24 protein-coding genes are annotated in these 23,282 nt (G+C 67.3%); 15 read left to right on the forward strand and 9 right to left on the reverse strand.

Going from position 1 to position 23,282, the window contains the following annotated elements; genetic code table 11:
* Positions 1-8: 8 nt before the first annotated feature.
* The 14 genes from ACEVBK_RS04695 to ACEVBK_RS04760 all read left to right on the forward strand — a co-directional run bounded on the left by ACEVBK_RS04695 (position 9) and on the right by ACEVBK_RS04760 (position 14,911).
* Positions 9-1,538 carry an efflux RND transporter periplasmic adaptor subunit gene (locus ACEVBK_RS04695; protein ID WP_375057434.1) on the forward strand — a complete coding sequence of 510 codons (1,530 nt, stop codon included), beginning with the start codon at positions 9-11 and terminating at the stop codon, positions 1,536-1,538.
* A gap of 2 nt (positions 1,539-1,540) precedes the next feature.
* Complete coding sequence (locus ACEVBK_RS04700) at positions 1,541-4,657, forward strand: efflux RND transporter permease subunit (protein ID WP_375057435.1); 3,117 nt, start codon at positions 1,541-1,543, stop codon at positions 4,655-4,657.
* Between the two features lie 73 nt (positions 4,658-4,730).
* Positions 4,731-4,922, forward strand: coding sequence for a heavy-metal-associated domain-containing protein (locus tag ACEVBK_RS04705; protein ID WP_375057436.1), 192 nt, complete (start codon positions 4,731-4,733; stop codon positions 4,920-4,922).
* A gap of 132 nt (positions 4,923-5,054) precedes the next feature.
* Positions 5,055-5,459 carry a Cu(I)-responsive transcriptional regulator gene (cueR, locus tag ACEVBK_RS04710; RefSeq protein WP_375057437.1) on the forward strand — a complete coding sequence of 135 codons (405 nt, stop codon included), beginning with the start codon at positions 5,055-5,057 and terminating at the stop codon, positions 5,457-5,459.
* A gap of 121 nt (positions 5,460-5,580) precedes the next feature.
* Positions 5,581-6,045, forward strand: a complete 465-nt coding sequence (locus tag ACEVBK_RS04715) for a Na+/H+ antiporter subunit E (RefSeq protein WP_375057438.1) — start codon at positions 5,581-5,583, stop codon at positions 6,043-6,045.
* Positions 6,045-6,347 (forward strand): monovalent cation/H+ antiporter complex subunit F, encoded by a 303-nt coding sequence (locus ACEVBK_RS04720; protein ID WP_375057439.1) that lies wholly within the window; start codon positions 6,045-6,047, stop codon positions 6,345-6,347. The genes ACEVBK_RS04715 and ACEVBK_RS04720 overlap by 1 nt, the downstream gene beginning before the upstream one ends.
* A complete protein-coding gene (locus ACEVBK_RS04725; protein ID WP_375057440.1) occupies positions 6,334-6,633 on the forward strand; it encodes a monovalent cation/H(+) antiporter subunit G in 300 nt (99 codons plus the stop codon). The genes ACEVBK_RS04720 and ACEVBK_RS04725 overlap by 14 nt, the downstream gene beginning before the upstream one ends.
* Positions 6,626-6,904 (forward strand): Na(+)/H(+) antiporter subunit B, encoded by a 279-nt coding sequence (locus tag ACEVBK_RS04730; protein ID WP_375057441.1) that lies wholly within the window; start codon positions 6,626-6,628, stop codon positions 6,902-6,904. The genes ACEVBK_RS04725 and ACEVBK_RS04730 overlap by 8 nt, the downstream gene beginning before the upstream one ends.
* Positions 6,901-7,587, forward strand: a complete 687-nt coding sequence (locus ACEVBK_RS04735; RefSeq protein WP_375057442.1) for an MnhB domain-containing protein — start codon at positions 6,901-6,903, stop codon at positions 7,585-7,587. Before ACEVBK_RS04730 ends, ACEVBK_RS04735 begins: the two co-directional genes overlap by 4 nt.
* Entirely contained in the window at positions 7,584-7,886 is a 303-nt protein-coding gene (locus tag ACEVBK_RS04740) for an NADH-quinone oxidoreductase subunit K (RefSeq protein ID WP_375057443.1), read from the forward strand. The genes ACEVBK_RS04735 and ACEVBK_RS04740 overlap by 4 nt, the downstream gene beginning before the upstream one ends.
* Positions 7,886-9,340: a complex I subunit 5 family protein gene (locus ACEVBK_RS04745; protein WP_375057444.1), complete on the forward strand. Its 1,455-nt coding sequence runs from the start codon at positions 7,886-7,888 to the stop codon at positions 9,338-9,340. Before ACEVBK_RS04740 ends, ACEVBK_RS04745 begins: the two co-directional genes overlap by 1 nt.
* Complete coding sequence (locus ACEVBK_RS04750) at positions 9,337-10,833, forward strand: complex I subunit 5 family protein (RefSeq protein WP_375057445.1); 1,497 nt, start codon at positions 9,337-9,339, stop codon at positions 10,831-10,833. Before ACEVBK_RS04745 ends, ACEVBK_RS04750 begins: the two co-directional genes overlap by 4 nt.
* Positions 10,830-12,347 carry a proton-conducting transporter membrane subunit gene (locus ACEVBK_RS04755; RefSeq protein WP_375057446.1) on the forward strand — a complete coding sequence of 506 codons (1,518 nt, stop codon included), beginning with the start codon at positions 10,830-10,832 and terminating at the stop codon, positions 12,345-12,347. Before ACEVBK_RS04750 ends, ACEVBK_RS04755 begins: the two co-directional genes overlap by 4 nt.
* A gap of 95 nt (positions 12,348-12,442) precedes the next feature.
* On the forward strand, positions 12,443-14,911 hold the full coding sequence (locus ACEVBK_RS04760; RefSeq protein ID WP_375057447.1) for a heavy metal translocating P-type ATPase: 2,469 nt from the start codon (positions 12,443-12,445) through the stop codon (positions 14,909-14,911).
* A gap of 75 nt (positions 14,912-14,986) precedes the next feature.
* Here ACEVBK_RS04760 and chrA read toward each other — a convergent pair whose 3' ends face one another.
* Positions 14,987-16,117: a chromate efflux transporter gene (chrA, locus tag ACEVBK_RS04765; protein WP_375057448.1), complete on the reverse strand. Its 1,131-nt coding sequence runs from the start codon at positions 16,115-16,117 to the stop codon at positions 14,987-14,989.
* 193 nt (positions 16,118-16,310) lie between these two features.
* On the opposite strand from chrA, the gene ACEVBK_RS04770 reads away from it, so the two are divergent.
* The gene (locus ACEVBK_RS04770) at positions 16,311-16,463 is read left to right on the forward strand and encodes an entericidin A/B family lipoprotein (RefSeq protein ID WP_375057449.1); all 153 of its coding nucleotides are present in this window, start codon (positions 16,311-16,313) and stop codon (positions 16,461-16,463) included.
* Between the two features lie 49 nt (positions 16,464-16,512).
* On the opposite strand, the gene ACEVBK_RS04775 is transcribed toward ACEVBK_RS04770, so the two are convergent.
* The 8 genes from ACEVBK_RS04775 to dmpG form a co-directional block, all read right to left on the reverse strand.
* The gene (locus ACEVBK_RS04775; protein WP_375057450.1) at positions 16,513-17,349 is read right to left on the reverse strand and encodes an HpcH/HpaI aldolase/citrate lyase family protein; all 837 of its coding nucleotides are present in this window, start codon (positions 17,347-17,349) and stop codon (positions 16,513-16,515) included.
* Between the two features lie 149 nt (positions 17,350-17,498).
* Complete coding sequence (gene dmpE, locus ACEVBK_RS04780; protein ID WP_375057451.1) at positions 17,499-18,284, reverse strand: 2-oxopent-4-enoate hydratase; 786 nt, start codon at positions 18,282-18,284, stop codon at positions 17,499-17,501.
* Positions 18,285-18,293: 9 nt separating this feature from the next.
* Positions 18,294-19,754: a 2-hydroxymuconic semialdehyde dehydrogenase gene (locus tag ACEVBK_RS04785; RefSeq protein WP_375057452.1), complete on the reverse strand. Its 1,461-nt coding sequence runs from the start codon at positions 19,752-19,754 to the stop codon at positions 18,294-18,296.
* Between the two features lie 111 nt (positions 19,755-19,865).
* Positions 19,866-20,789, reverse strand: a complete 924-nt coding sequence (locus ACEVBK_RS04790) for a catechol 2,3-dioxygenase (RefSeq protein WP_375057453.1) — start codon at positions 20,787-20,789, stop codon at positions 19,866-19,868.
* A gap of 13 nt (positions 20,790-20,802) precedes the next feature.
* Positions 20,803-21,138: a 2Fe-2S iron-sulfur cluster-binding protein gene (locus ACEVBK_RS04795; RefSeq protein ID WP_375057454.1), complete on the reverse strand. Its 336-nt coding sequence runs from the start codon at positions 21,136-21,138 to the stop codon at positions 20,803-20,805.
* 62 nt (positions 21,139-21,200) lie between these two features.
* A complete protein-coding gene (locus ACEVBK_RS04800; RefSeq protein ID WP_375057456.1) occupies positions 21,201-21,392 on the reverse strand; it encodes a 2-hydroxymuconate tautomerase in 192 nt (63 codons plus the stop codon).
* Between the two features lie 68 nt (positions 21,393-21,460).
* Positions 21,461-22,252, reverse strand: a complete 792-nt coding sequence (gene dmpH / locus ACEVBK_RS04805; protein WP_375057457.1) for a 2-oxo-3-hexenedioate decarboxylase — start codon at positions 22,250-22,252, stop codon at positions 21,461-21,463.
* Positions 22,252-23,280: a 4-hydroxy-2-oxovalerate aldolase gene (gene dmpG / locus ACEVBK_RS04810; RefSeq protein ID WP_375057458.1), complete on the reverse strand. Its 1,029-nt coding sequence runs from the start codon at positions 23,278-23,280 to the stop codon at positions 22,252-22,254. Before dmpG ends, dmpH begins: the two co-directional genes overlap by 1 nt.
* Positions 23,281-23,282: the final 2 nt, after the last annotated feature.

Consider the following 23,282-nt stretch of genomic DNA (forward strand, 5'->3'; position numbering starts at 1 on the left):
TGAAAGCCATGTCCACACTGCTGCTGTTGGGGGCGGGGCTGATGCTGGCGGGCGGCGGCTACTGGCTGGGCCAGCAGCAGGCCGCCCATGTTCCCCAGGCGGCCGACGCCGGCCCCCGCATCCTCTATTACCGCAACCCCATGGGGCTGCCCGATACCTCGCCGGTGCCGAAGAAGGATCCCATGGGCATGGATTATATCCCGGTGTTCGAGCACGAGCCGGCTGCGGAGCCGGCCGGGCGCATCCTCTATTACCGCAATCCCATGGGCTTGCCCGACACCTCGCCGGTGCCGAAGAAGGATCCCATGGGCATGGATTACATCCCCGTTTATGCCAGCGAGGTGACTGGCCCCAACCAGGTCAGGGTGTCCGCCGACAAGGTACAGAAGCTGGGGGTCAGGACCGAAGCGGTGCAGGAGCGCGACTTCAGCCGCAACCTGCGGGCGGTGGCGACCCTGGAGCCGGACGAGGGTGCCCTGTTCTCGGTGGCGCCCCGTTTCGAGGGCTGGGTCGAACGGCTGCTGGTGAAGGAAACCGGCCTGCGGGTGGAAGCCGGCCAGCCGCTGTTCGAGGTATACAGCCCCGAGCTCTACGCCGCCGCCCAGGAATACCGCCTGGCGCACCGGGGCCTGCAGCGGCTGGCCGGGGGCGACGAGGCGCTGCGCCGGGGGCTGGCCCAACTGGCCGACAGCAGCCTGCGCCGGCTGCAGCTGTGGCAGCTGCCCGAGGCGGAGCTGGTGCGCCTGCGCGGGGGTGGCGAGCCCAGCCGCACCATCGCCTATCCGGCGCCGCGCGGCGGCACCGTGCTGGCCAAGCCGGTGCTGGAAGGCGCCCGTTTCATGCCCGGCGATGAACTGTTCCGGCTGGCCGATCTGTCCCGGCTCTGGCTGCAGGTCGAGATCCCCGAGCAGGATCTGGCGCTGGCCGAGCCGGGCCAGCCGGTTTCCATCGGCCTGGAAGCCTACCCCGGCGAGACCTTCGACGGCCGGGTGGCCTTCGTGGCCCCGGTGCTGAACGGCGACACCCGCACCCTCCGGGTCCGGGTCGAGCTGGACAACCCCGGCGGTCGGCTCAAACCCGGCCAGTTCGCCTGGGTGCAACTGCACCACGCCCTCGGCCGGGGCGTGGCGCTGCCCGACTCGGCGATCATCGACTCGGGCCGGCGCCGGGTGGCCATCATCGCCCTGGCCGAGGGGCTCTACGAGCCGCGGGAGCTGACCACCGCCGGCCGCCACGACGGCTACTGGCAGGTGACCGCCGGGGTGGCCCCGGGCGAGCGGGTGGTGACCTCCGCCAACTTCCTGATCGACGCCGAAAGCAACCTGATGGCCGCCCTGCAGGGCATGAACGGCGGCGCCGGGCCGGAAGGAGCGGGCGATGGCCGGGAGCATGACGGCCACGGCGGCGCTCCTATGGTACAGGACGACGGCCACGATCATGGTGGCCACGGCAGCGCTCCCATGGTACAGGAGGCCGGCCATGACCACGGCGCTATGCTGGCCGGCGAGCATGCCCATGCGGCGCAGGGAGGGCACTGAGCATGCTGAACGCAATCATTGCCTGGTCGCTCAACAACCGGCTGATCGTGCTGCTGCTGACCGGACTGCTGGTGATCGGCGGCCTCCAGGCGGTACGGCAGACGCCCCTGGACGCCATTCCGGATCTGTCGGACGTGCAGGTCATCGTCTATACCGACTACGCCGGCCAGGCGCCTCAGGTGGTGGAGGATCAGGTCACCTATCCGCTGGTGACCGCCATGCTGTCGGTGCCCAAGGCCAGCGTGGTGCGGGGCTTCTCCTTCTTCGGCGCCTCTTTCGTGTACGTGATCTTCGAAGACGGCACCGATCTCTACTGGGCCCGGTCGCGGGTGATGGAATACCTTAATGGCGCCGCCGGCCAGTTGCCGGCGGGGGTCACGCCCAGCCTGGGGCCCGACGCCACCGGGGTGGGCTGGGTGTACCAGTACGCGCTGCAGTCCGACCGGCACGATCTGGCCGAGCAGCGCACCCTGCAGGACTGGTTTATTCGCTACCAGCTGACCCAGGCCCAGGGCGTGGCCGAAGTGGCGACGGTGGGCGGCTTTGTGCGCCAGTATCAGGTGGTGGTGGATCCGGTGCGGCTGCGTGCCTACGGTCTGTCGTTTATGGAAGTGGCCGAGGCCATCCGCCAGAGCAACCTGGACGTGGGTGGCCGGGCGGTGGAGATGAGTGAAACCGAGTACATGGTGCGGGGGCGTGGCTATCTGACCGGGATGGAGGATCTGCGCCAGATAGTGCTCAAGGCCAGCCTGGGGGTGCCGGTGCTGCTGGGGGATGTCGCCCGCATCGAACTGGGCCCGGACGAGCGGCGTGGCCTGGCCGAGCTCAATGGCGAGGGCGAAGTGGTCGGCGGCATCGCCGTGGCCCGTTACGGCGAGAACGCCCTGGCGGTGATCGACAACCTCAAGCAGACCCTGGCCCGGCTGGCGCCGGGCCTGCCCGAGGGACTGGAACTGCTGCCGGTGTACGACAGATCCGAGCTTATTCAGCGTGCCATCGATAACCTCAGCCTCAAGCTGCTGGAAGAAAGCCTGGTGGTCGCCCTGGTGTGCTTTGTGTTCCTGCTTCATGCGCGCAGCGCCCTGGTGGCCATCGTCACCCTGCCGCTCGGCATCCTGTTCGCCTTTATCTGCATGCGTGTCCTGGGGCTGGGCAGCAACATCATGAGCCTGGGCGGTATTGCCATCGCCATCGGCGCCATGATCGACGCCTCCATCGTCATGATCGAAAACGCCCACAAGCACCTGGAGCGGGCACCGCCGGGCACATCGCGCCACGCCATCATGCTGGAGGCCTGCCAGGAGGTGGGGCCGGCACTGTTCTTCAGCCTGCTGATCATCACGGTGTCCTTCCTGCCGGTGTTTGCCCTGGAAGATCAGGAGGGACGGCTGTTCTCGCCGCTGGCCTATACCAAGACCTTCGCCATGGCCGGGGCCGCCCTGCTGTCGGTGACCCTGGTGCCGGTGCTGATGCTGATGTTTGTGCGCGGCCGCATCATTGCCGAGCGGCGCAACCCGGTCAACCGCTTGCTGATGTGGCTGTACCGGCCCTGGATCCACGGCGTGCTGCGCTGGAAGAAGCTGACCCTGCTGCTGGCGGTGGCGGCTTTGGTGAGTAGCTGGTGGCCCTATGCCCGGCTCGGCAGCGAGTTCATGCCCAGCCTCAACGAGGGCACCCTGCTGTTTATGCCCGCTTCGCTGCCGGGCATGTCGGTGACCAAGGCGGCCGAGCTGGTGCAGAGCCAGAACAAGATCATCAAGAGCTTTCCCGAGGTGGCTTCGGTGTTCGGCAAGGCCGGGCGGGCCAACTCGGCCACGGATCCGGCCCCGCTCGAGATGTTCGAGACGGTGATCAACCTGAAGCCGGAGCGGGAGTGGCGGCCCGGCCTGACCCTGGACGGGTTGATCGCCGAGCTGGACCAGGCGGTCAGCCTGCCCGGCATCGCCAACGCCTGGACCATGCCGATCAAGGCGCGCACCGACATGCTCTCCACCGGCATCCGGACCCCCATCGGTATTAAGGTGTTCGGCCAGGATCTGCAGGAGATCGAGCGGCTGTCGCGGCAGATAGAGGCGGTGGTGCGGCAGGTGCCGGGCACCAGCAGCGCCTTCGCCGAACGCCTGACCGGGGGCTACTACCTCACCATCAGCCCGGATCGACACCAGCTGGCGCGCTACGGCCTGAGCATGGCCGAGGTGCAGTCGGTGATCGCCGCCGCCCTGGGCGGCGAGCTGGTGACCACCACGGTGGAGGGGCGGGAGCGCTTCGGCGTGAGCCTGCGCTACCCGCGCGAACTGCGCGGCGACCCGGACACCATCGCCCGCGAGGTGCTGGTGGCCGGCATGGACGGGGCCCTGCTCCCGCTCGGCCAACTGGCGGACATCCGCATCGAGCAGGGCACACCGGGCATCCGCACCGAAAATGGCCTGCTGTCGGCCTATATTTACGTCGACATCCGTGAGCGGGACATCGGCGGCTATGTGGCCGAGGCCCGCCAGGCGGTGCAGGATCAGGTGCCGTTCCCGCCCGGCTACTACGCGGTGTGGAGCGGCCAGTTCGAGAGCATGGAACGGGCCATGGAGAAGATGAAGCTGGTGGTACCGGCTACCCTGGCGCTGATCTTCCTGTTGCTCTACCTCAACTTCCGACGCCTGACCGAGACCCTGATCGTGATGCTGTCGGTGCCTTTCGCCCTGATCGGTGGAGTCTGGCTGCTGTGGTGGCTCGACTACAATCTGAGCGTGGCGGTGGCGGTGGGCTTTATCGCCCTGGCCGGAGTGGCGGCCGAGACCGGGGTGATCATGCTGATCTACCTGGATCAGGCCTGGCAGAAGCTGTGCCGCCAGTGTCGGGAGGAGGGGCGGCCCCCGGTGGCGGCCGATCTCTATGCCGCCGTTATCGAGGGGGCGGTGGAGCGGGTGCGGCCCAAGATGATGACGGTGGTGTCGGTGATGGCCGGCCTGCTGCCGATCATGTGGGGCACGGGTACCGGCTCCGAGGTGATGCGCCGCATCGCCGCCCCCATGGTGGGCGGCATGGTGTCTTCGACCATATTGACCCTGCTGGTGATACCGGCGCTCTATGCCTGGATCAAGGAGCGGCGGCTGGGACGGTCGTAAAAAGGGCTTGACCTTACCCTTGTGGTAAGGTTGAAAGTAACGGGGTGATGCAACAAAATCCGAGGAGAGAGTGATGCTGACCTTTACCCTGCCCGATATGACCTGCGGCCACTGCACCGGTGCCATTACCCGGGCGCTGAAAGCGCTGGACCCGGACTGTATACTGGAATTCGACCTGCCGGCGCACCGCCTGCAGGTGCAGAGCAGTGCCGGCCGGGACGAACTGGTCGAGGCCCTGGCGGAGGCCGGCTACCCGCCTGCCTGAGCCGGGTATGAACGTCTTTTGACCCGCTTACACCCTGGACTCCCGCCTTCGGGAGTGACACTGTACCATCATGCCCGCGCGGGCATCCAGGGGCGGGGTACAATAGCGGATGATGACACTACGGAGGTTCCCATGAATATCGGAGAAGCGGCGCGGCGGGCCGGGGTGTCGGCCAAGATGATCCGCCACTATGAGCAGAGCGGTCTGCTCAAGCCGGCGGCCCGCACCGAGTCCGGCTACCGACAATACGACCGGCAGAGCGTCGAGGAGCTCAAGTTCATTCGCCAGGCGCGGCTGCTGGGTTTTTCCATCCGCCAGATAGAAGACTTGCTCAGGCTCCGGCAGGATCCGCACCGGGCCAGCCGGGCGGTACGCGAGCTGGCCGAGCAGCACCTGGCGGAAGTGGAGAGCAAGATGCGGGAGCTGGCCGCCATGAAAACCACCCTGGAACAACTGATCGCCGCCTGCCCGGGAGATGATCATCCCGACTGCGCGATTCTGGAACAGCTCTCCGCCCCCGCGAACGAACAGCCGTAACAGCGATGGCGGCCGGCCCTTCCGGCCGCCATCCGGTCACCCGAGAAAGCGAAACCTGCCTGCACCCGGCCCCGGTGTCCTATAGTCTTTTATAACAGAATCAATTACGTAAAGGACGACTATGGTTCGTTTCCTGGCGCTGGCGATACTCTGGTGGGTGCTGACCGAGGGCGAAATTTCCGCGCTTGCCCTCGGGGTGGCCGTCGCGCTGGTGGTGGCCCTGCTGACCTCCGGGCTGTTCCCGCCGAGCGGATACCGCATCCGCCTGCGCCGGCTTCCCTGCTTTCTTTTTTTCTTCGTCACCCGCTCGACGGCCGCCGGGTTCGATGTGGCACGCCGGCTGTTGCTACCTTCCCTGCCGGTCAATCCCGGCATCCGGATACTGCCGTTGCGTCTGCCCGCCGGCGGTCCGCGCTGGCTGTTGGCCAATGTGCTGAGCCTGTTGCCGGGCACGCTGTCGGTGCAGCTGCATGAACGCGGCCTCGAGCTGCATTGCCTGGATCTGGACATGCCGGTGACGGCGTCGATGCGCGACGCCGAGCGCCATGTCGCCCTGCTGTTCGAACTGCCGGGGGACTGGCCCTGATGGCGACGGTGCTGTCCCTGGTGGCCGGCCTGCTGCTGCTGAGTCTGCTGCTCGGCTTGTGGCGGGTGTGGCGGGGGCCGGCGGCGGCGGATCGCATGCTGGCGGCTCAGCTGTTCGGTACCACCGGCATCGCCCTGCTGCTGGTGTTGGCAGAGTCCATGAATGAACCGGCGTTACGGGACGTGGCCCTGGTGCTGGCGGTGCTGGCCATCCTGGCCACCGTGGCCTTTGTGACCCGGGTGGTGCGCATCGACAAGGAGCGGGACGACAAGGCGGGAGGGCGAGACCATGACGCCCCTTGAACTGGTGCAGAGCCTGCTGCTGTTGGCGGGGTGCTTCTTTTACGCCGTCGGTACCCTGGGCCTGTTCCGTCTTCCCGACACCCTGAGCCGCATCCATGCCCTGACCAAGGTGGACAATCTGGGGCTGGGCCTGATCATCCTGGGCGTGCTGCCCTTTGCCGCTTCGCTGGCGGTGGCGGCCAAGCTGGTACTGATCTGGCTGCTGGCGCTGGCCGCCAGCGCCACCGCCGCCCACCTGGTTGCGCTGGCGGTGCGACGGCGGGACGAGGAGGAACATCATGATTGAACTGTTGCCGGATCTGTTCCTGGTTATCGCCCTGCTGCTGACGGCCCTGGGGACCCTGTTGTCCTCGGATCTGTTCCGCGCCGTGGTGATGTTCATGGGCTTCGGCCTGCTGATGGCCCTGGCCTGGGTGCGGCTCCATGCTCCGGATATCGCACTGGTCGAGGCGGCCCTCGGCGCCGGCCTGACCGGGGTCCTGCTGCTGGATGCGGTGAGTCATTTCCGGGAGCCCCGCGCCGACGACAGGGCGCCTCCCGGTGAGGAGGACAGATGAAGGCGATGCTGGTGCTGTTGTCCAGCCTGGCGCTGGCCGGGGCCCTGGGCTATACCGCCTGGCAGGTAATGGCCCGGGAGGCGGCGGTGGATCTGCGTCTGCAGGTGGCCGAACGACTGCCGGACAGTGGCGTGGATCATGCCATTACCGCCGTGTTGCTGAATTTTCGCAGTTACGACACCCTGCTGGAGATAGGGGTGCTGATGGTGGCGGGGCTGGCCGGCCTGTCCATGCGCGCCGTGGCGTCTCTGGAGGCGCAGGAACTGCGTACCCAAGACCCACTGCTGCAGGCGCTGATGCGCTGGTTTGTGCCGCTGCTGCTGGTACTGGCCGCCTACCTGTTGTGGGCGGGTAGCGACCGCCCCGGCGGTGCCTTCCAGGCCGGCTCGGTGCTGGGCGCCACCGGGGTGCTGCTGCGCCTGGGCGGGGTGCCGCTCCCTTTCCTGCGGCCGGGGCTGATGCTGCGGTTGGGTCTGGTAGTCGGCTTTGCCGTCTTCCTGCTGGTGGCGGTGACCGGCGCGGTGCGCGGAGATGCCTTCCTTGCCTACCCGCCCGCCTGGGCGGGCATCCTGATCCTGCTGATCGAAGCCATGCTGACCCTGTCCATCGCCATGGTGCTGGTGGGGTTGTTCGCGGTGGCGCCGGCGCAGCTGTCCGGGGCCGACAGGGAGGATGACTCATGAGCCAGGTGGCACTCTATGTGCTGGCCGCGGTGGCGCTGTGCGGCATCGGGCTGGCGGGATTGCTGCTCGGCCGCCACCTGCTGCGGCGGCTGATGGCCTTCAACCTGATGGGTTCGGGTACCTTTCTGCTGCTGGTCGGCCTGGCCCAGCCCGACGGCGTCGCCGATCCCGTGCCCCAGGCGCTGGTGCTGACCGGCATAGTGGTGGCGCTGGCGGCCACCGCCCTGGCGCTGGTGCTGATCCGGCGCTGGTACCACCTGAGCGGGCACAGCAGCCTGGACCGAGGGCCCGATCCTTGATGCTGGCGCTGCTGATCCCCGGTTTGCTGTTCACCCCCCTGGCCTGGGCGGTGATGTCCGTATTGGTGGACTTTCGGCGGGGCTACTGGCTCTGTTGGGCCGGCGTCCTGCTGCAGGCGCTGGTGTCCGTGGGCCTGTGGCTGACCGTCGCCCGGGAGGGCGGGCAGTACTACGCCCTGGGCGGCTGGCCGGCTCCCCTGGGGATAGAACTCAGGGTGGACGGCATGGCGGTGACCTTTGTACTGCTCACCGCTCTGGTGGCCTCGGCCGCCGCCCTGCATGCGGGGGTTTACCTGGATGCCGCCAAAGGCTACCAGCGTTATTTCTGGCCCCTGTTCTGGTTTCTCTGGGCCGGACTGAACGGGGTCTGGCTGGCGGGGGATCTGTTCAACCTCTATGTGGGGTTGGAGCTTATCACCCTGGCGGCGGTGGGACTGGTGGCACTGGGCGGGGAGGCCGGGGCGCTGCGCGCCGCCCTGCGCTATCTGTTCGCCGCCCTGCTGGGCTCCCTGGGCTATCTGCTGGCGGTGGCTCTGCTCTACGGCGATTATGGCACCCTGTCCCTGTCCGGCCTGACGGCGCTCGCCGCCGAGCGGCCGCCGCCGCTCCTGGTGATCCTCCTCGCCGCCGCCGGCCTGGCGCTCAAGACCGCCCTGTTTCCGCTGCACTTCTGGCTGCCCCCGGCCCACGGCATCGCCAAGTCGCCGGTCAGTGCCCTGCTGTCGGCGCTGGTGGTGAAGGCGTCCTTCTATATTTTCGCCCGCCTGTGGTGGGGGATGGGGGAGGGGGCTTACGGCTGGTGGCTGGCCCAGGCGCTGGGGGCCCTGGGCGCCGGCGGGGTGCTGGTGGGCAGCTGGCTGGCGTTGCGCCAGGAGCGGCTGAAGATGGTGGTGGCCTATTCCTCGGTGGCGCAGATAGGCTACCTCTTCCTGCTGTTTCCCCTGAGCCTGGGCGGCGAGACGGTCGAGCTGGCCCGCCAGGGGGTCATGCTGCACCTGCTGAGTCACGCCCTGGCCAAGGCCGCCATGTTCCTGGCGGCGGGCAATTTGATCCTGGCGGTGGGCAGCCACCGGGTGGATGCCCTGGCCGGAGTGAGCCATTTCCTGCCCTTCTCGCTGTTTTCCTTCGGCCTGGCGGCGGTGTCCCTGATGGGGCTGCCGCCTTCCGGCGGCTTCGTCGCCAAGTGGCTGCTGCTGCAGGCCAGCATCCGCAGCGGTCAGTGGTGGTGGATACTGTTGCTGGTGGCGGGGGGGCTGATGTCGGCGCTCTACCTGTTCCGTATTTTTCGCGCCTCCTTTCTCGAAAAGGGGAGTGAAGATACCTTCTACCACCCGCCCCGGGGGCTGGAGGTGATCCCCATGGTGCTGGCGTTGATGGCCATCGGACTCGGTTTCGTGGCGGAGTGGCCGCTGGCGGTGCTGGCCCTGCCTTTCACCGGGGAGGGCGGGCCATGAACCTCACCACCTGGATGCCGGTGCTGGTGATCATGACTTCCCTGCTGGCGGCGCTGATCATCTTTATGCTGCCGGAGCAGAGCCATGGCCGCCGTACCCTGGTCAACCTGCTGGCGGCGGTGATCAAGCTGGGGCTGGTGGCGGTGATGACCTGGGGGGTGTTCCGGGGCACCGACTACGGCCTGAGCTTCCCCCTGGCGCCGGGGGTGAGTTTCGTGCTGCAGGCGGACGGCCTGTCGGTGATGTTCGCCGCCTTGTCCGCCCTGCTCTGGTTGTTCACCACCATTTACGCGGTGGGCTACCTGGAGGGCTCGCCGAACCGCAGCCGCTTCTTCGGCTTCTTCAGCCTGTGCGTGGCCAGCACCATGGGCATCGCCCTGGCGGGCAACCTGTTCACCTTTCTGCTGTTCTACGAGATGCTGACCCTGTCCACCTACCCGCTGGTGGTGCACAGGGGCAACGTCCAGGTTCTCCGGGCGGGCAACAACTACCTGGCGTATACCCTGTCCGGCGGTGTGGTGCTGATGTTGGGCATCGCCTGGCTGCACGCCCTGGTCGGGGATCTGAACTTCCGGGCCACCGGTCAACTGAGCGACCTCGATCCGGCGTTGTACGGTACCCTGTCGATGATTTTCGTGCTGCTGATCGGCGGCCTGGCGGTGAAGGCGGCGATCTTTCCCGTGCACGGCTGGCTGCCGAGGGCCATGGTGGCGCCGGCGCCGGTCAGCGCCCTGCTGCACGCGGTGGCGGTGGTCAAGGCCGGTGCCTTCGGCATAGTACGGGTGGTCTACGATATCTACGGCATCGAATTCAGCCAGCTGCTGGGGCTGCTGCAGCCCCTGGCCTGGCTGACCGCCTTCACCGTGTTGTACGGTTCGTTACAGGCCCTGCGCCAGCACAACCTGAAGCGACGGCTGGCCTTTTCCACCGTCAGCCAGGTGTCCTACATCATACTGGGGGTGACCCTGTTCGGCCCCGTGGGCACCGTCGGCGGCCTGGTCCACCTGCTGCATCAGGGCATCATGAAGGTGACCCTGTTTTTCTGCGCCGGCAACTATGCAGAAACCCTGGGAGTGACCCGCATCGACCAGCTCGACGGCGCCGGGCGGCGCATGCCCGGCACCAGCATCGCCTTTACCATCGGCGCCTTCGGCATGATGGGGGCGCCGCCCCTGGCGGGCTTTATCACCGAGTGGATGCTGGGCTCGGGGGCGCTGGCGGCGGGTATGGTGTGGGTGCTGCCGGTGCTGCTCGCCAGCAGCCTGCTCAATGCCGCCTATTTCCTGCCGATAGTGCACCGGCTGTGGTTTCGCCCCGAGCCCGTCTACTGGCCGCAGGAGCGGGGGCGGGGCCGGTTGGAGACCAGCGGCTGGCTGCTGTGGCCGGCCCTGTGCACCGCCCTGTTCACCGTGCTGGCCGGGGTGCTGGCGACGGCGCCCTTCAGTCCCCTGAGCTGGGCGCGGCTGATCGCCTTGCGGGAGTATCTGCCATGACCGCGCTGCTGGTGCTGGTCGTGCTGCTGCCCCTGGGCCTGCTGCCGCTGGCCGCCCTGGCGAGGGGCGGCCAGGCCTGGCGGCTGGGACTGGTGCTGATGCCGCTGCCGGGGTTGCTGCTGGCCCTGGCCTATCGGGAACCCCTGGGTCTTTCCCTGCCTTATCTGCTGACCGGCGCCCTCTGGGGGCTGGACGACCTGCGCCGCCTGATGCTGCTGGCGGCGACGCTGCTATGGCTGTCGGCCGGGCTCTACGCGGTAGGCTACCTGAAGCGACGTCGCCGCCGTTTCTACCTGCTGTGGGCCCTGACCCTGACCGGCAACCTGGGCCTGATACTGTCGCTGGATCTGGCGAGCTTCTATTCCTTCTTCGCGCTTATGACCTTTGCCGGCTACGGCCTGGTGATCCACGATCAGACTCCGCGGGCGCTGTTTGCCGGCAAGGTCTACCTGGTGATGGCGCTGCTGGGGGAGATGATGCTGCTGGCCGGGCTGTTGCTGGCGGCCGACCGGGCAGGCAGCATGATGCTGGCCGAGCTGGCCCCCGCCGTGGCGGCAGGCCAGTGGAGTGGCCCGATATTCCTGTTGCTGCTGTTGGGGTTCGGGGTCAAGGCCGGCTTGCCGCTGCTGCATTTCTGGCTGCCCCTGGCCCACCCGGTCGCGCCCACCCCGGCCAGCGCCGTGCTCAGCGGGGCCATGATCAAGGCCGGGCTGCTGGGCTGGGTGCTGCTGCTGCCCTTAGGGTTGCCCGGCCAGGAAGCCCTCGGCCAGGGGCTGGTGCTGGCGGGCGCGGTCGGCGCCCTCGGCGGGGCCCTGCTGGGGCTGATGCAGCAGGCGCCCAAAATCATACTGGCCTATTCCAGCATCAGTCAAATGGGGCTGATGACCCTGCTGGTGGGGGCTGCGGTGGCGGCTCCCGGGCAGGCGGCGGCCATGATGCCGGTGATCGGCCTCTATGCGTTGCACCATGGCCTGGCCAAGGGCGCCCTGTTTCTCGCCACCGGCCTGGCACGACCGGTGCACCGGGGCGGGCTGGCGCTGTGGTGGCTGCTGGTGGCGCTGCCGGGACTGTCCCTGGCGGGCTTGCCGCTGACCAGCGGGGCCGTGGCCAAGCTGGCGATGAAGTCGGTGCTGGTGCCGGATCTGCCGGGGGTCGGACTGGCGGTTTTCCTGCCGGTGCTGATGAGCGCCGGGGCCCTGGCCACCACCCTGCTGGTGATGCGTTTTCTGTGGTGCCTGCAGGGGGAGACCAAGAGCGGGCACCATTCCCCCTGGATGCTGGCGGGCTGGGGCGGCCTTACCCTGGTCAGCCTGGTGCTGTTCTGGTGGCTGCCCTGGCGGGCTACGGCGGAGCTGGCTCCCATGGTGTTTGGCGAACCGAGCCTGAAGCACGCCTGGAGCCTGCTGGGGCCCATCATAGCGGGGCTGTTGTTGACCCTGGTGGTCCTGTTTATCCGCTCCGGAAGGATTGAACGGGCCGGGCCGGACCGTGCCGATACCGGCCAGAGCGGATGATAGTGAACGGTTGAAAAAATCTTTCTTTGGGCTTGACCTTCCCATGATGGTAAGTCTGATAGTGGGTCTATAACGTTACATCAAGGAATTCCACCATGACTGCACTGCCTCAAGCCGCTTTTCTTGACGAGCTCCACCTCAAACTGCCGATAGAGGGCATGAGCTGCGCCTCCTGCGTGCGGCGGGTGGAAAAGGCGCTGCTCGCCACGCCCGGGGTGCAGTCGGCGTCGGTCAACCTGGCCGCGGAAAGCGCCGAACTGATCCTGGCGCGGGACGTCGCCCCCGCGACCCTGGTCGCCGCCCTGGAAAAGGCCGGTTACCACAGCCGCACCGAGCGGTTGGAGCTTGCCATCATCGGCATGAGCTGTGCCTCCTGCGTGGGCCGGGTGGAGAAGGCACTTGCCGGCTTGCCCGGGGTGTTGTCGGCCGGCGTCAACCTGGCCGCCGAGCAGGCCCGGGTGGAGGTGTTGGCCGGCAACCAGGACGCGGTCAGCCTGGTCGAGGCCATTCGCCGGGCTGGCTACGACGCCGCCCCCCTGTCCGCCGAGCGGGAAGACGACAGCCGGCGGCGAGAGCAGGAACAGCTTGGCCTCAAGCGGGCCTTCTGGCTGGCGGCGGTGCTGACGCTGCCCGTCTTCGTGCTGGAGATGGGCGCCCATGTGGTGCCCGGCATGCATCATTGGATAGAACAGACCCTGGGCCGGCCGCTTAACTGGGGCATCCAGTTCGTGCTCGCCAGCCTGGTGCTGTTCGGTCCCGGCCTGCGTTTTCTGCAGAAGGGGCTGCCGGCGCTGATGCGCGGCGCGCCGGACATGAACTCCCTGGTGGCCCTGGGCACCCTGTCCGCCTGGGGTTTTTCGGTGGTGGCCACCTTTGCCGGCCACTGGCTGCCGGAAGGCACCCGCCATGTCTATTACGAGGCGGCGACGGTGATCGTGACCCTGATCCTGCTCGGTCGTTATCTGGAGGCCAGGGCCAGGGGACGCACCGGCGAGGCGATACAGCGCCTGCTGAGCCTGCAGGTCAAGACCGCCCGGGTATGGCGTCAGGACGAGTGGCGGGAACTGCCCCTGGCCGAGGTGCGGGCGGGGGACCAGGTACAGGTGCGCCCGGGGGAACGGATACCGGTGGACGGGCGCGTGCTCGAGGGCAGCTCCTACGTGGACGAGTCCATGCTCACCGGCGAGCCGGTGCCGGTGGCCAAGCAGGCGGGAGACGAGGTGGTGGGTGGTACCGTCAACAAGAACGGCGCCCTCAGCTTTGAGGCCGTCAAGGTGGGAGCCGATACCCTGCTGGCCCAGATAGTGCGCATGGTGGAGCAGGCCCAGGGCGCCAAGCTGCCGATCCAGGCGCTGGTGGACAGGGTTACCGCCGTGTTCGTGCCGGTAGTGATGACGGTGGCGGTGCTGACCTTCCTGCTGTGGCTGTGGCTGGGGCCGAGCCCCGCGCTGACCTTCGCCCTGGTCAACGCTGTGGCGGTGCTGATCATCGCCTGTCCCTGCGCCATGGGTCTGGCCACGCCCACTTCCATCATGGTCGGCACCGGCCGGGCCGCCGACATGGGCATATTGTTCCGCAAGGGCCAGGCGCTGCAAAGCCTGCGCGGAGCGAAGGTCATTGCCCTGGACAAGACCGGCACCCTGACCCGGGGCCGGCCGGAGCTGACCGATCTGCTGCTGCAACCGGGCTTCGACGAGGCCGAGGTGCTGGCCCTGGTGGCCGCGGTGGAACAGCAGTCCGAGCATCCCATCGCCGAGGCCATCGTCCGGGCGGCCCAAGAGCGGGGCCTGGCCCTGGTCGAGCCGCAACAGTTCGAGGCGCTGCCAGGGCTGGGGGTGGCCGCCATCGTCGCCGGCCGGCGGGTGCAGGTGGGGGCCGATCGCTACCTTGAGCAACTGGGCCTGACTCTGGATGAAGTGAGCGAAGCGGCCGCCGCCCTGGCTTCGGTCGGCAAGAGCCCGCTTTATGCGGTGGTCGACGGCCGCCTGGCGGGCGTTATCGCGGTGGCGGATCCGGTCAAAGAGGGCTCGCCCGAGGCCATCTCCGCCCTGCACCGGCTGGGATTGAAGGTGGCCATGATCACCGGCGACAATAGGCGCACCGCCGGGGCCATCGCCGCCGAGCTCGGTATCGACGAGGTGGTGGCCGAGGTGATGCCGGATGGCAAGGTGGCGGCGTTGCAGGCGTTGCGTGCGCGCTTCGGGGCCGTGGCCTTCGTGGGCGATGGCATCAACGACGCCCCGGCCCTGGCCGAGGCGGAGGTGGGCATCGCCATCGGTACCGGCACCGACATCGCCATCGAAGCGGCGGAAGTGGTGCTGATGGGCGGGGATCTGCGTGCCGTGCCCAATGCCCTGGCCATCAGCCGGGCCACCCTGCGCAATATCCGCCAGAACCTGTTCTGGGCCTTCGCCTACAACGCCAGCCTTATTCCGCTGGCGGCGGGTGCCCTCTACCCGGCTCTGGGGCTGCTGTTGTCACCCATGGTGGCGGCGGGCGCCATGGCCATGTCCAGCGTCTTCGTGGTGGGCAACGCGCTGCGCCTGAAAAGGGTGAAGCTGTGAGCTGGCAGCCGCTTGCTGGCACTGCTATCAGGCGGCTTTGCAAAGATCGTAAACAGGCGCTAAGCCGGGGCTCTACTACAGCCAGAACCCCAGCAGCATAAAGGCCGGGATCAGCACCAGCAGCGGGCACTTGAACACCCGCAGGGCCAGCAGCCCCAGGGCGGCGGCCGCCAGGGCCGGGGCGCCGGTGACGCTGCTGACGAACACCGGCTGGTACAGCGCCGCCAGCAACAATCCCACCACGGCGGCGTTGATGCCGGTGACGGCGCCGGCCATCAGCGGCCGGGCCGCCAATGCCTGCCAGCCGTGCTGCAGCGCCAGCAGCAGCAGGAAGCCGGGCAGGAACACCCCGAAGGTGGCCGCCAGGGCGCCCAGCACCGGCGCGGCCGGCCACAGTTCGGCGCCGAGAAAGGTGGCCAGGGTGAACATGGGGCCGGGCATGGCCTGGGCGGCGGCGTAGCCGGTGAGGAAGGCTTCATTGCTGATCCGCTCACCCAGCAGCCCCTGCAGCAGCGGCAGCACCACATGGCCGCCGCCGAACACCAGGCTGCCGGCCTGGTAGAAGTCGGCGAAGATCCGGGCGGTGCCGTCCAGATGCAGCAGCCAGGGCAGCAGAAAGAGGCCGGCGAACAGCAACAGAAAGGGCCAGTTGGGGGCTATTTTCCGGTGGCTGTCCCCCCCCGTTTTTTGCAGCCACAGGGCCCCCACCAGGGCCGCCGCCAGCAGGGCGGCGAACTGGGCGAACAGCCCGGGCATCAGCCACAGCAGGGCGGCGGTGCCCACCGCCAGCGCCAGGGTCAGCCGCTGGCGGCAGAACTGGCCGGCCATGGTCAGCACCGCGTCGGCCACCACCACCAGGGCGAACAGCTTGAGGCCGGCGACCGCCGCCAGGGTGGCGGGCTGGCTGGCCCAAGCCTGGCCGGCCAGGGCCAGGCCCAGCATCAGCAGGAAGGAGGGCAGGGTGAAGCCGATGAAGGCGGCGACGGCACCGCCCAGGCCGGCACGCTGGTAGCCGATGGCGAAGCCTAACTGGCTGGAGGCCGGCCCGGGCAGGAACTGGCACAGGGCCAGGGTGGAGGCGAAGCGATCCTGTGGGATCCAGCCGAGCTGTTGCACGAAATGACGCTGAAAATAACCGATATGGGCGGCCGGGCCCCCGAAGCTGACCCAGCCGAGTTTGAAGAACTGCCAGAATACCTGAAGCATGGATGTCTCTCGATAAAAATGCACTGCAACATGATAGCGGCTAGGGGTGACATTTCCATGATGAGTCATGGGGGGCACTGAGTGTGGGCGGCATGGTGCCCTGCTCACAAGGCGCCGCTTGAGGAACGGGGATATTCCGCGATTGAGTCTATAATATTGAGTGGTCGTTAAACCCGGAAAATAAGGAAGGCTAATGATGATCAAGAAAATGATGGCACTGCTGATGACGATGGGTCTTATCACCGGGCTGGCCGGTTGCAATACCTTTGCCGGCGCCGGCAAGGACATCCAGCGAGGCGGAGAGGTCGTGGAAGAGGCTGCCAGAGACGTGCAGCAGAATATGTAAGCGCAGGAATAGAAGGGGCGGTCTTTGGCCGCCCCTTGGTTTTTGGGAGCTAGTTTTCTACCGCTTCCTTTAAAATGCGCCTGGCCCGGACCATGATGGGGGCATCCACCATATTGCCCTGCACCGCCACCACGGCGCCGTTCACCCTCAGCTCCGCTTCCAGGATGCGCCTGGCCCAGGCGATTTGGGCCTCGGTGGGCGCCATGGCCCCTTGCGCCGGCTCCACCTGCTTGGGATGGATCAGCAACACGCCGCCGAACCCCAGCTTCATGGCCTGGCGAGCATAGTTCGCCAACCCCTCCTGGTCGTGGATACCGGTGTAAATCGCATCCAGCGGCGCCGCCAGGCCGTGGGCGCGGGAAGCCATCACCAGTTGGCTGCGGGCGAACAGGAAGGCCGATTCGTCGTGGGGGTTACCTTCCGGTGGTGGGTAGTCCATGCCCAGATCCACCGCCAAATCCAGTTTGCCGAACAACAGCCTTTTCACGCCGGTGGCGGCGGCAATTTTATCGAGGCGGGCGAAGGCCAGGGCCGACTCGATAAAGGGCAGCAGGGGCTTGTCGGTGATGTTGGCCAGCTCGGCCAGGGCATCGGGCTCCTCGGCCTTGGGCACCACTATGGCGGCGATGGCGGGGGAGCGGCAAAGAATAGTGTCCTGGGTGAACCAGGGGCTGCCGGTGCCATTGATGCGCACCAGCACCGAGGCGGGAGGCCGTCCGTCCAGCCAGCCGGCCAGGGTGGCACGAGCCGAGTCTTTTTCCGCCGCCGGCACCGCGTCTTCCAGATCGATGATGACGGCGTCGGCGCCGGCAGCCTGCGCTTTTTCATAGCGTTCCGGCCGGTTGGCCGGTACGAACAACAGGGTTTGCAGAGCATTGATATCCATAAAAAGCCCCAGTAATCCGGGCACCGGGCCCGGAGATCCGCAAGGAGCCTTCTATTTAGACCATGGAGAGCGTCGCTGTAAACAGGCTGGTGTTTTTTGTGTGGATACTGTGACGCCTGGCCCCGCCATCGCGGGCAGGGCCCACGCTCTCAGCTAAAGCGCACCGAGGCGCTGCCGATGCCGCCGACGGACACCGTCATATGGTCCCCCGCCTGCACCGGCTCCAGCGGTACCAGCGCACCCGACAGGATAACCTCCCCCGCCTTCAGCCCGATGCCGCGCTTCCCTAAGGTGTTGGCCAGCCAGGCCACGCAGTTCACCGGGCTGCCCAGGGCCGCCGCCCCGGCACCGGTGCTGATGATAGCACCGTTCTTTTCCACCACCATGCCGCAGCTGGCCAGGTCGAGCTTGCGCGGGCTCACCGCGGTGTCGCCCAGCACGAACACCCCGCAAGAGGCGTTGTCGGCAATGGTGTCCTGGATTTTTATCTGCCAGTTTTCGATGCGCGAGTCCACCACCTCGAAGCAGGGCAGCAGGCACTCGGTGGCGGCCAGCACGTCGGCGGCGGTGACCCCCGGTCCCATCAGGTCGCGCTTGAGGATAAAGGCGATTTCGCCCTCGGCCCGCGGCTGGATAAGCTGCTCGCTGATGGGCACGTCCTGACCCTGGCTGTACACCATGGCGTCGGTGAGGAAGCCGAAGTCCGGCTGGTCCACCTTGAGCATGGTCTGCACCGCCCGGGAGGTGAGCCCGATTTTCTTGCCGATGACCCGCTCGCCGTCGGCCAGGCGGCGGTCGAGCAGGTGCAGCGAGATGTGATAGGCATCGTCGATGCTGATGTCGGCGGCGCGGCCGGTGAGTGGCGCCAGGGTCTCGCGCTGGCGCAGGGCCCGGTAGAGCTCGTCGCCGTACTGGATAATCTGTTGCTGGTTCATACGTCCCCCTTACAACTTGATGCAGATGTTCTTCAGCTCGGTGTAGAACTCCAGGCCGTGCACCCCGCCCTCCCGGCCGATGCCGGACTGCTTGGCGCCGCCGAAGGCGGTGCGCAGGTCACGCAGGAACCAGCTGTTCACCCACACGATGCCCGCTTCCATCTGCTCCGCCACCCGCAGCGCCCGGCTGCTGCTCTCGGTCCAGATGGCCGCCGCCAGGCCATAGTCGGTGTCGTTGGCCAGGGCGATGACTTCCTCTTCGCTGTCGAACGGCCGGATGTGGCAGCAGGGCCCGAAGATTTCCTCGCGAATGACCCGGGCGTCGTCGCTCAGGCCGGTCCAGATGGTCGGCTCGACCCAGGCACCGTCGTTCAGCTCGGGCCCCATGTCCGGGATGCCGCCGCCGATTTCCACGGTGGCGCCTTCTTCCACCGCCAGCCGGTAGTAGGACAGCACCTTGTCCCGGTGCTCCTGGCTCACCAGCGGGCCGAAGTTGGCCTGCGGGTCTTGCGGCCGGCCCAGTTTCAGCTTGGCCACCTCTTCCTTCATCCGCGCCAGGAAGGCGTCGAACACGGGCCGCTCCACGTACACCCGCTCGGTGCCCAGGCACACCTGGCCGCCGTTGACGAAGGCCGAGCGCATGGTGCCCTCCACCGCCTTCTCCAGGTCGCAGTCGGCGAACACGATGCCGGGGTTCTTGCCGCCGCACTCCAGCGAGATATTGCGCAGGCCCACGGCGGCGGCCTTCATGATGGCCTCGCCGGTGCGGGTCTCGCCGGTGAAGGTGATGGCGTCCACCAGCGGGTGGCTGGTGAGGAATTCACCGGCGGAGTCGGGGCCGAAGCCGTGCACCACGTTGAACACCCCGGGCGGCACCCCGCACTCGTTCATCACCTCCCCCAGCAGGGTGGTGGTGGCGGGGGTTTCTTCCGAGGGCTTAACCACCACGGTGTTGCCGCAGGCCAGGGCCGGGCCCACCTTCCAGGTCATCAGCAGCAGCGGCAGGTTCCAGGGGGAGATAACGGCGATGACCCCCTTGGGGCTGCGGTGGCCGACGTTGAGCGCGCCCAAACCGTCCGGGGTGTCCAGGCGGAAGCCCTCGGTGGGGTGGTTGGCCAGGGTCTCGGCGAAGGCGGTGAAGTTGGCGGCGCCGCGCGGGATGTCGATGTGGCTGGCGATGCGGTAGGGCTTGCCGGTGTCGCGGCACTCGGCCGCGAGGAATTCGTCGAAGCGTTCGTTGATGCGGTCGGCGACCTTGTGCAGCAGGGCGGTGCGCTGGGCCTGGGTGAGTTGGCCCCAGGGGCCCTTCAGCGCGGCCTTGGCGGCCTTGACCGCGGCGTCGACCTCGTCGCGCCCGGCCTCGTGCACCCGGCCGATAAGGCTGTTGTCCACCGGGCAGCGGTTGTCGAAGGTCTTGCCGCTGCGGGAGGCGACGTACTCGCCGTTGATAAAGTGCTTGAATTCGTTCATGGTGTTGCTCTCGTCATGGGTTGCCCCGGCGCCCGGGGCCTGGACTCCCGCCTGCGCGGGAGTGACAGTATGTTGCGGTGCGCTGCTCGCTGTTTACTTCCTGCTTCCGGCTCAGGTCAGCACGGTCAGGAAGCGTTCGTTCAGCTGGCGGTCGTGGTAGAAGATGGCCTTGCCCAGCTTGTCCGCGTCCCAGGTGATGGGCGGGTGGTCCGGGTAGAAGGCGTCGCCGCCGCAGAACACCTCGTTGCGGTTGCCCGAGGGGTCGAAGAAGTAGATGGTCTGGCCGTGGGTGATGCCGTGGCGGGTCGGGCCGATGTCGATGGCGGTGTTGGTCATCGAAATCAGGTCGCCGGCGCGCAGCACGTCTTCCCAGGTTTCCAGGAAGAAGGAGGCATGGTGGAACTTGTTCTTCTCCGCGTGCTTGATAAAGGCCACGTCGTGGGATTTCATCGACACGGTGAGGAACTGGGCCACCCGTTCGCCGTCCGGGGTCAGCACCTGCTCGCACAGGTCGAAGCCGAGCACCTCGTGGAACAGCTTATAGGTGCCGTCCAGGTCGTCGCCGTACAGCAGGCAGTGGTCGAAGCGCTGGGCTTTCATGCCCTGGAGGTCGCGCGGCCAGGCTTCCGGGTTGTGGTTGCCGATGCCGTAGCGGCCGGGCTGGGCCTTGCTGGCGAACAGCTCGAAGTGGTGGCCGGTGGGGGCGACGAAGCGCAGCCGGCGGCCGCAGCCCTTGAGCTCGCCGGCCGGGATTTCCTCCACCGCCACGCCGTAGGCGAGCAGGTCCTGGTGCAGTGTGTCGAGGGTGGCCTCGTCCAGCACCTTGAACGCCATCAAGTCCATGCCGGGCTCGTCGGCCTCGCGCAGCACCACCGAGAACTGGTCCACTTCGGTCCAGCCCTTGAGGTAGACCCGGCCCTGGTCGTCCCGGTCGGTTTCAATCAGGCCGAGCAGGTCCCGGTAGTGGGCCAGGGCGTCATTCATGTTCATCACGCGCAGTTGCACGTGGCCGGGGCGGATTACACCTTTTTTCATCGTCCTTACTCCTTTATCCATGTCCATTGCAAAACCGGGCCGCCGGGGTGTCCGGGCAGGGGGTGGCCAGCTCGATATCCAGGTCGCCCTCGGGCAGCACCTTGCAGGCCAGGGCATAACCCTGCTCGGCCTGCCCGGGGCCGACGTAGCGGCGACTCATGCATTGCCGTTGGTAGGGGCCCTGCAGGATGCGCACCCGGCACAGGCCGCAGCCACCGCCGCGGCAGCCCACCGGCACCGGCCGCTGGAGCCCGGTTTCGGCCCCGGCGAGCAGGCTTTGCCCGGGGGTGACCCGGAACTGCTCGCAGGGCTTGTCCGGGTGGTGCAGGGTGATGGTGTAGTGGCGCATCCTGGCCTCCTGTGAATTGCTTGCTATCGGGCTTGTAGTCAGTGTCCGGGGGACAATCGCGGCTAACGCCCCAACTTGTTGGCCGACTGGCCGCCGATGCCGAAGTGCTGCTTGGGCAGCTCGTTAATCAGCACCCGCACCGACTCCCGTGGCGCATCCAGCGCCCGTACCAGGGCGGCGGTCACTTCCTCGATAACCGCTTCCTTCTGGGCGTCGCTGCGCCCTTCCATCATGTTCACCTGTACTATCGGCATGGCGGCGTCTCCTTATGTGGCTCTGTTGTTTGTCACGTTATCGCGCTGTCAGGCGGTCGCGGCGGCGGTTACACCACCCGCCCGCTGAGGCTGCCCAGCCCCTGGTAGTGCACCACAAAGCTGTCGCCCTTCTGCACCGGCACCGCCGCGGTGATGGCGCCAATCATGATGAAGCTGCCCGCCGGAATGACCTCGCCGCGCTCGGCCAGCATGTTGGCCAGCATCGCCACCGAGGCCGCCGGGTGGCCCAGCACCGCCGCGCCCGCGCCGGTCTGCACCACTTCGCCGTTGACTTCCATCACCACGCCCAGGGTCTTCAGGTCCAGCTCGCTCGCCTCGGCCATGCGCCCGCCGGTGATAAAACGGCTGGAGCTGGAGTTGTCGGCAATCACGCTCTTCAGGTCGAACTTGAAGTCCTGGTAGCGGGAGTCGATGACTTCCACCGCCGGCAGCACGAAGTCGGTGGCGCGCAGCACGTCGCCGATGTGGCAACCCGGGCCCTTCAGCTCCTGCTTGGTGACGAACGCCAGCTCGGCTTCAATCTTGGGGTGGATAAGCTCATCGAACTTGATGTCGCCACCGTCCGGCACGCTGAAGTAGTCGGCCAGGAAGCCGTAGCAGGGATGCTCCACCCCCATCTGCGCCATCTTGGCCCAGGAGGTCAGGCCCATCTTCATGCCCACTATCTTGGTGCCCCTGGCTTCCTTGCGGCGGCGGATTTCCCACTGGATGTCGAACGCATCCTGGTAGCTCATCTCGGGGTAGTCGTCGGTGATTTTGGTCACCTCATAGGCCTCGAGCTCGGCGGTTTCCAGGTGCTCGGCCAGGTGTTCAATCTGTGCTTGGGTCAGCTTGCTCATCACTTCAGTCCTTGTTGTTTGGCCAGGGTCAGGGCCAGATCTTCAATCATGTCTTCCTGGCCGCCGACGGTACCGCGACGACCCAGCTCCACCAGGATGTCGCGGGCGGAGACGCCGTACTTGGCCTCGGCCTGCTTCGCAAACAGCAGGAAGGAGGAGTACACCCCGGCGTAGCCCAGGGTCAGCGCATCCCGGTCGACGCGGATGGGCTGGTCCATCATCGGCACCACCAAGTCTTCGGCCACGTCCATAATCCGGTACAGGTCGATGCCGGTGTCGGCGCCCAGCCGGTCGAGCACCGCGCACAGCACTTCCAGCGGGGTGTTGCCGGCGCCGGCGCCCAGGCCCGCCACCGAGCCGTCGATGCGCACGGCACCGGCCTCGAGAGCCGCCAGGGAGTTGGCCACCGCCATGCCCATGTTGTGGTGGCCGTGGAAACCCAACTCCACCGCCGCCGGCAGCTCGGCGCGCAGCAGCCCCAGGCGGGCGGTCACGTCATCGGGCAGCATGTAGCCGGCGGAGTCGGTGACGTAGATGCAGTTGGCACCGTAGTCGACCATCAGCCGGGCCTGCTCCAGGATGTTCTCCGGGCTGGCCATGTGCGCCATCATCAGGAAGCCGACGGTGTCCATGCCCAGCTTGGCGGCCAGGCCGATGTGTTGCTGGGACACGTCCGCCTCGGTGCAGTGGGTGGCCACCCGGATGGTGCTCACGCCGAGGTCCCGGGCCATGCGCAGGTGGTCGACGGTGCCGATGCCGGGCAGCAGCAGCGCCGACACCCTGGCCTGCTTCATCTGCGGCACCACCGCCTTGAGGTAGTCCTCGTCGGCATGGGCGGGGAAGCCGTAGTTGACCGAGGCGCCGCCCAGGCCGTCGCCGTGGGTCACTTCAATCAGCGGCATGCCGGCCTGGTCCAGGCCGGTGGCGATGGCCACCATCTGCTCGAGGGAAATCTGGTGACGCTTGGCGTGCATGCCGTCGCGCAGGCTCATGTCGTGCAGCACGACCTTCTTGTTGTTCAGGTTCATCT

Origin of the sequence: Zobellella sp. DQSA1 (assembly GCF_041950555.1) — a bacterium.
Classification (GTDB): domain Bacteria; phylum Pseudomonadota; class Gammaproteobacteria; order Enterobacterales; family Aeromonadaceae; genus Oceanimonas.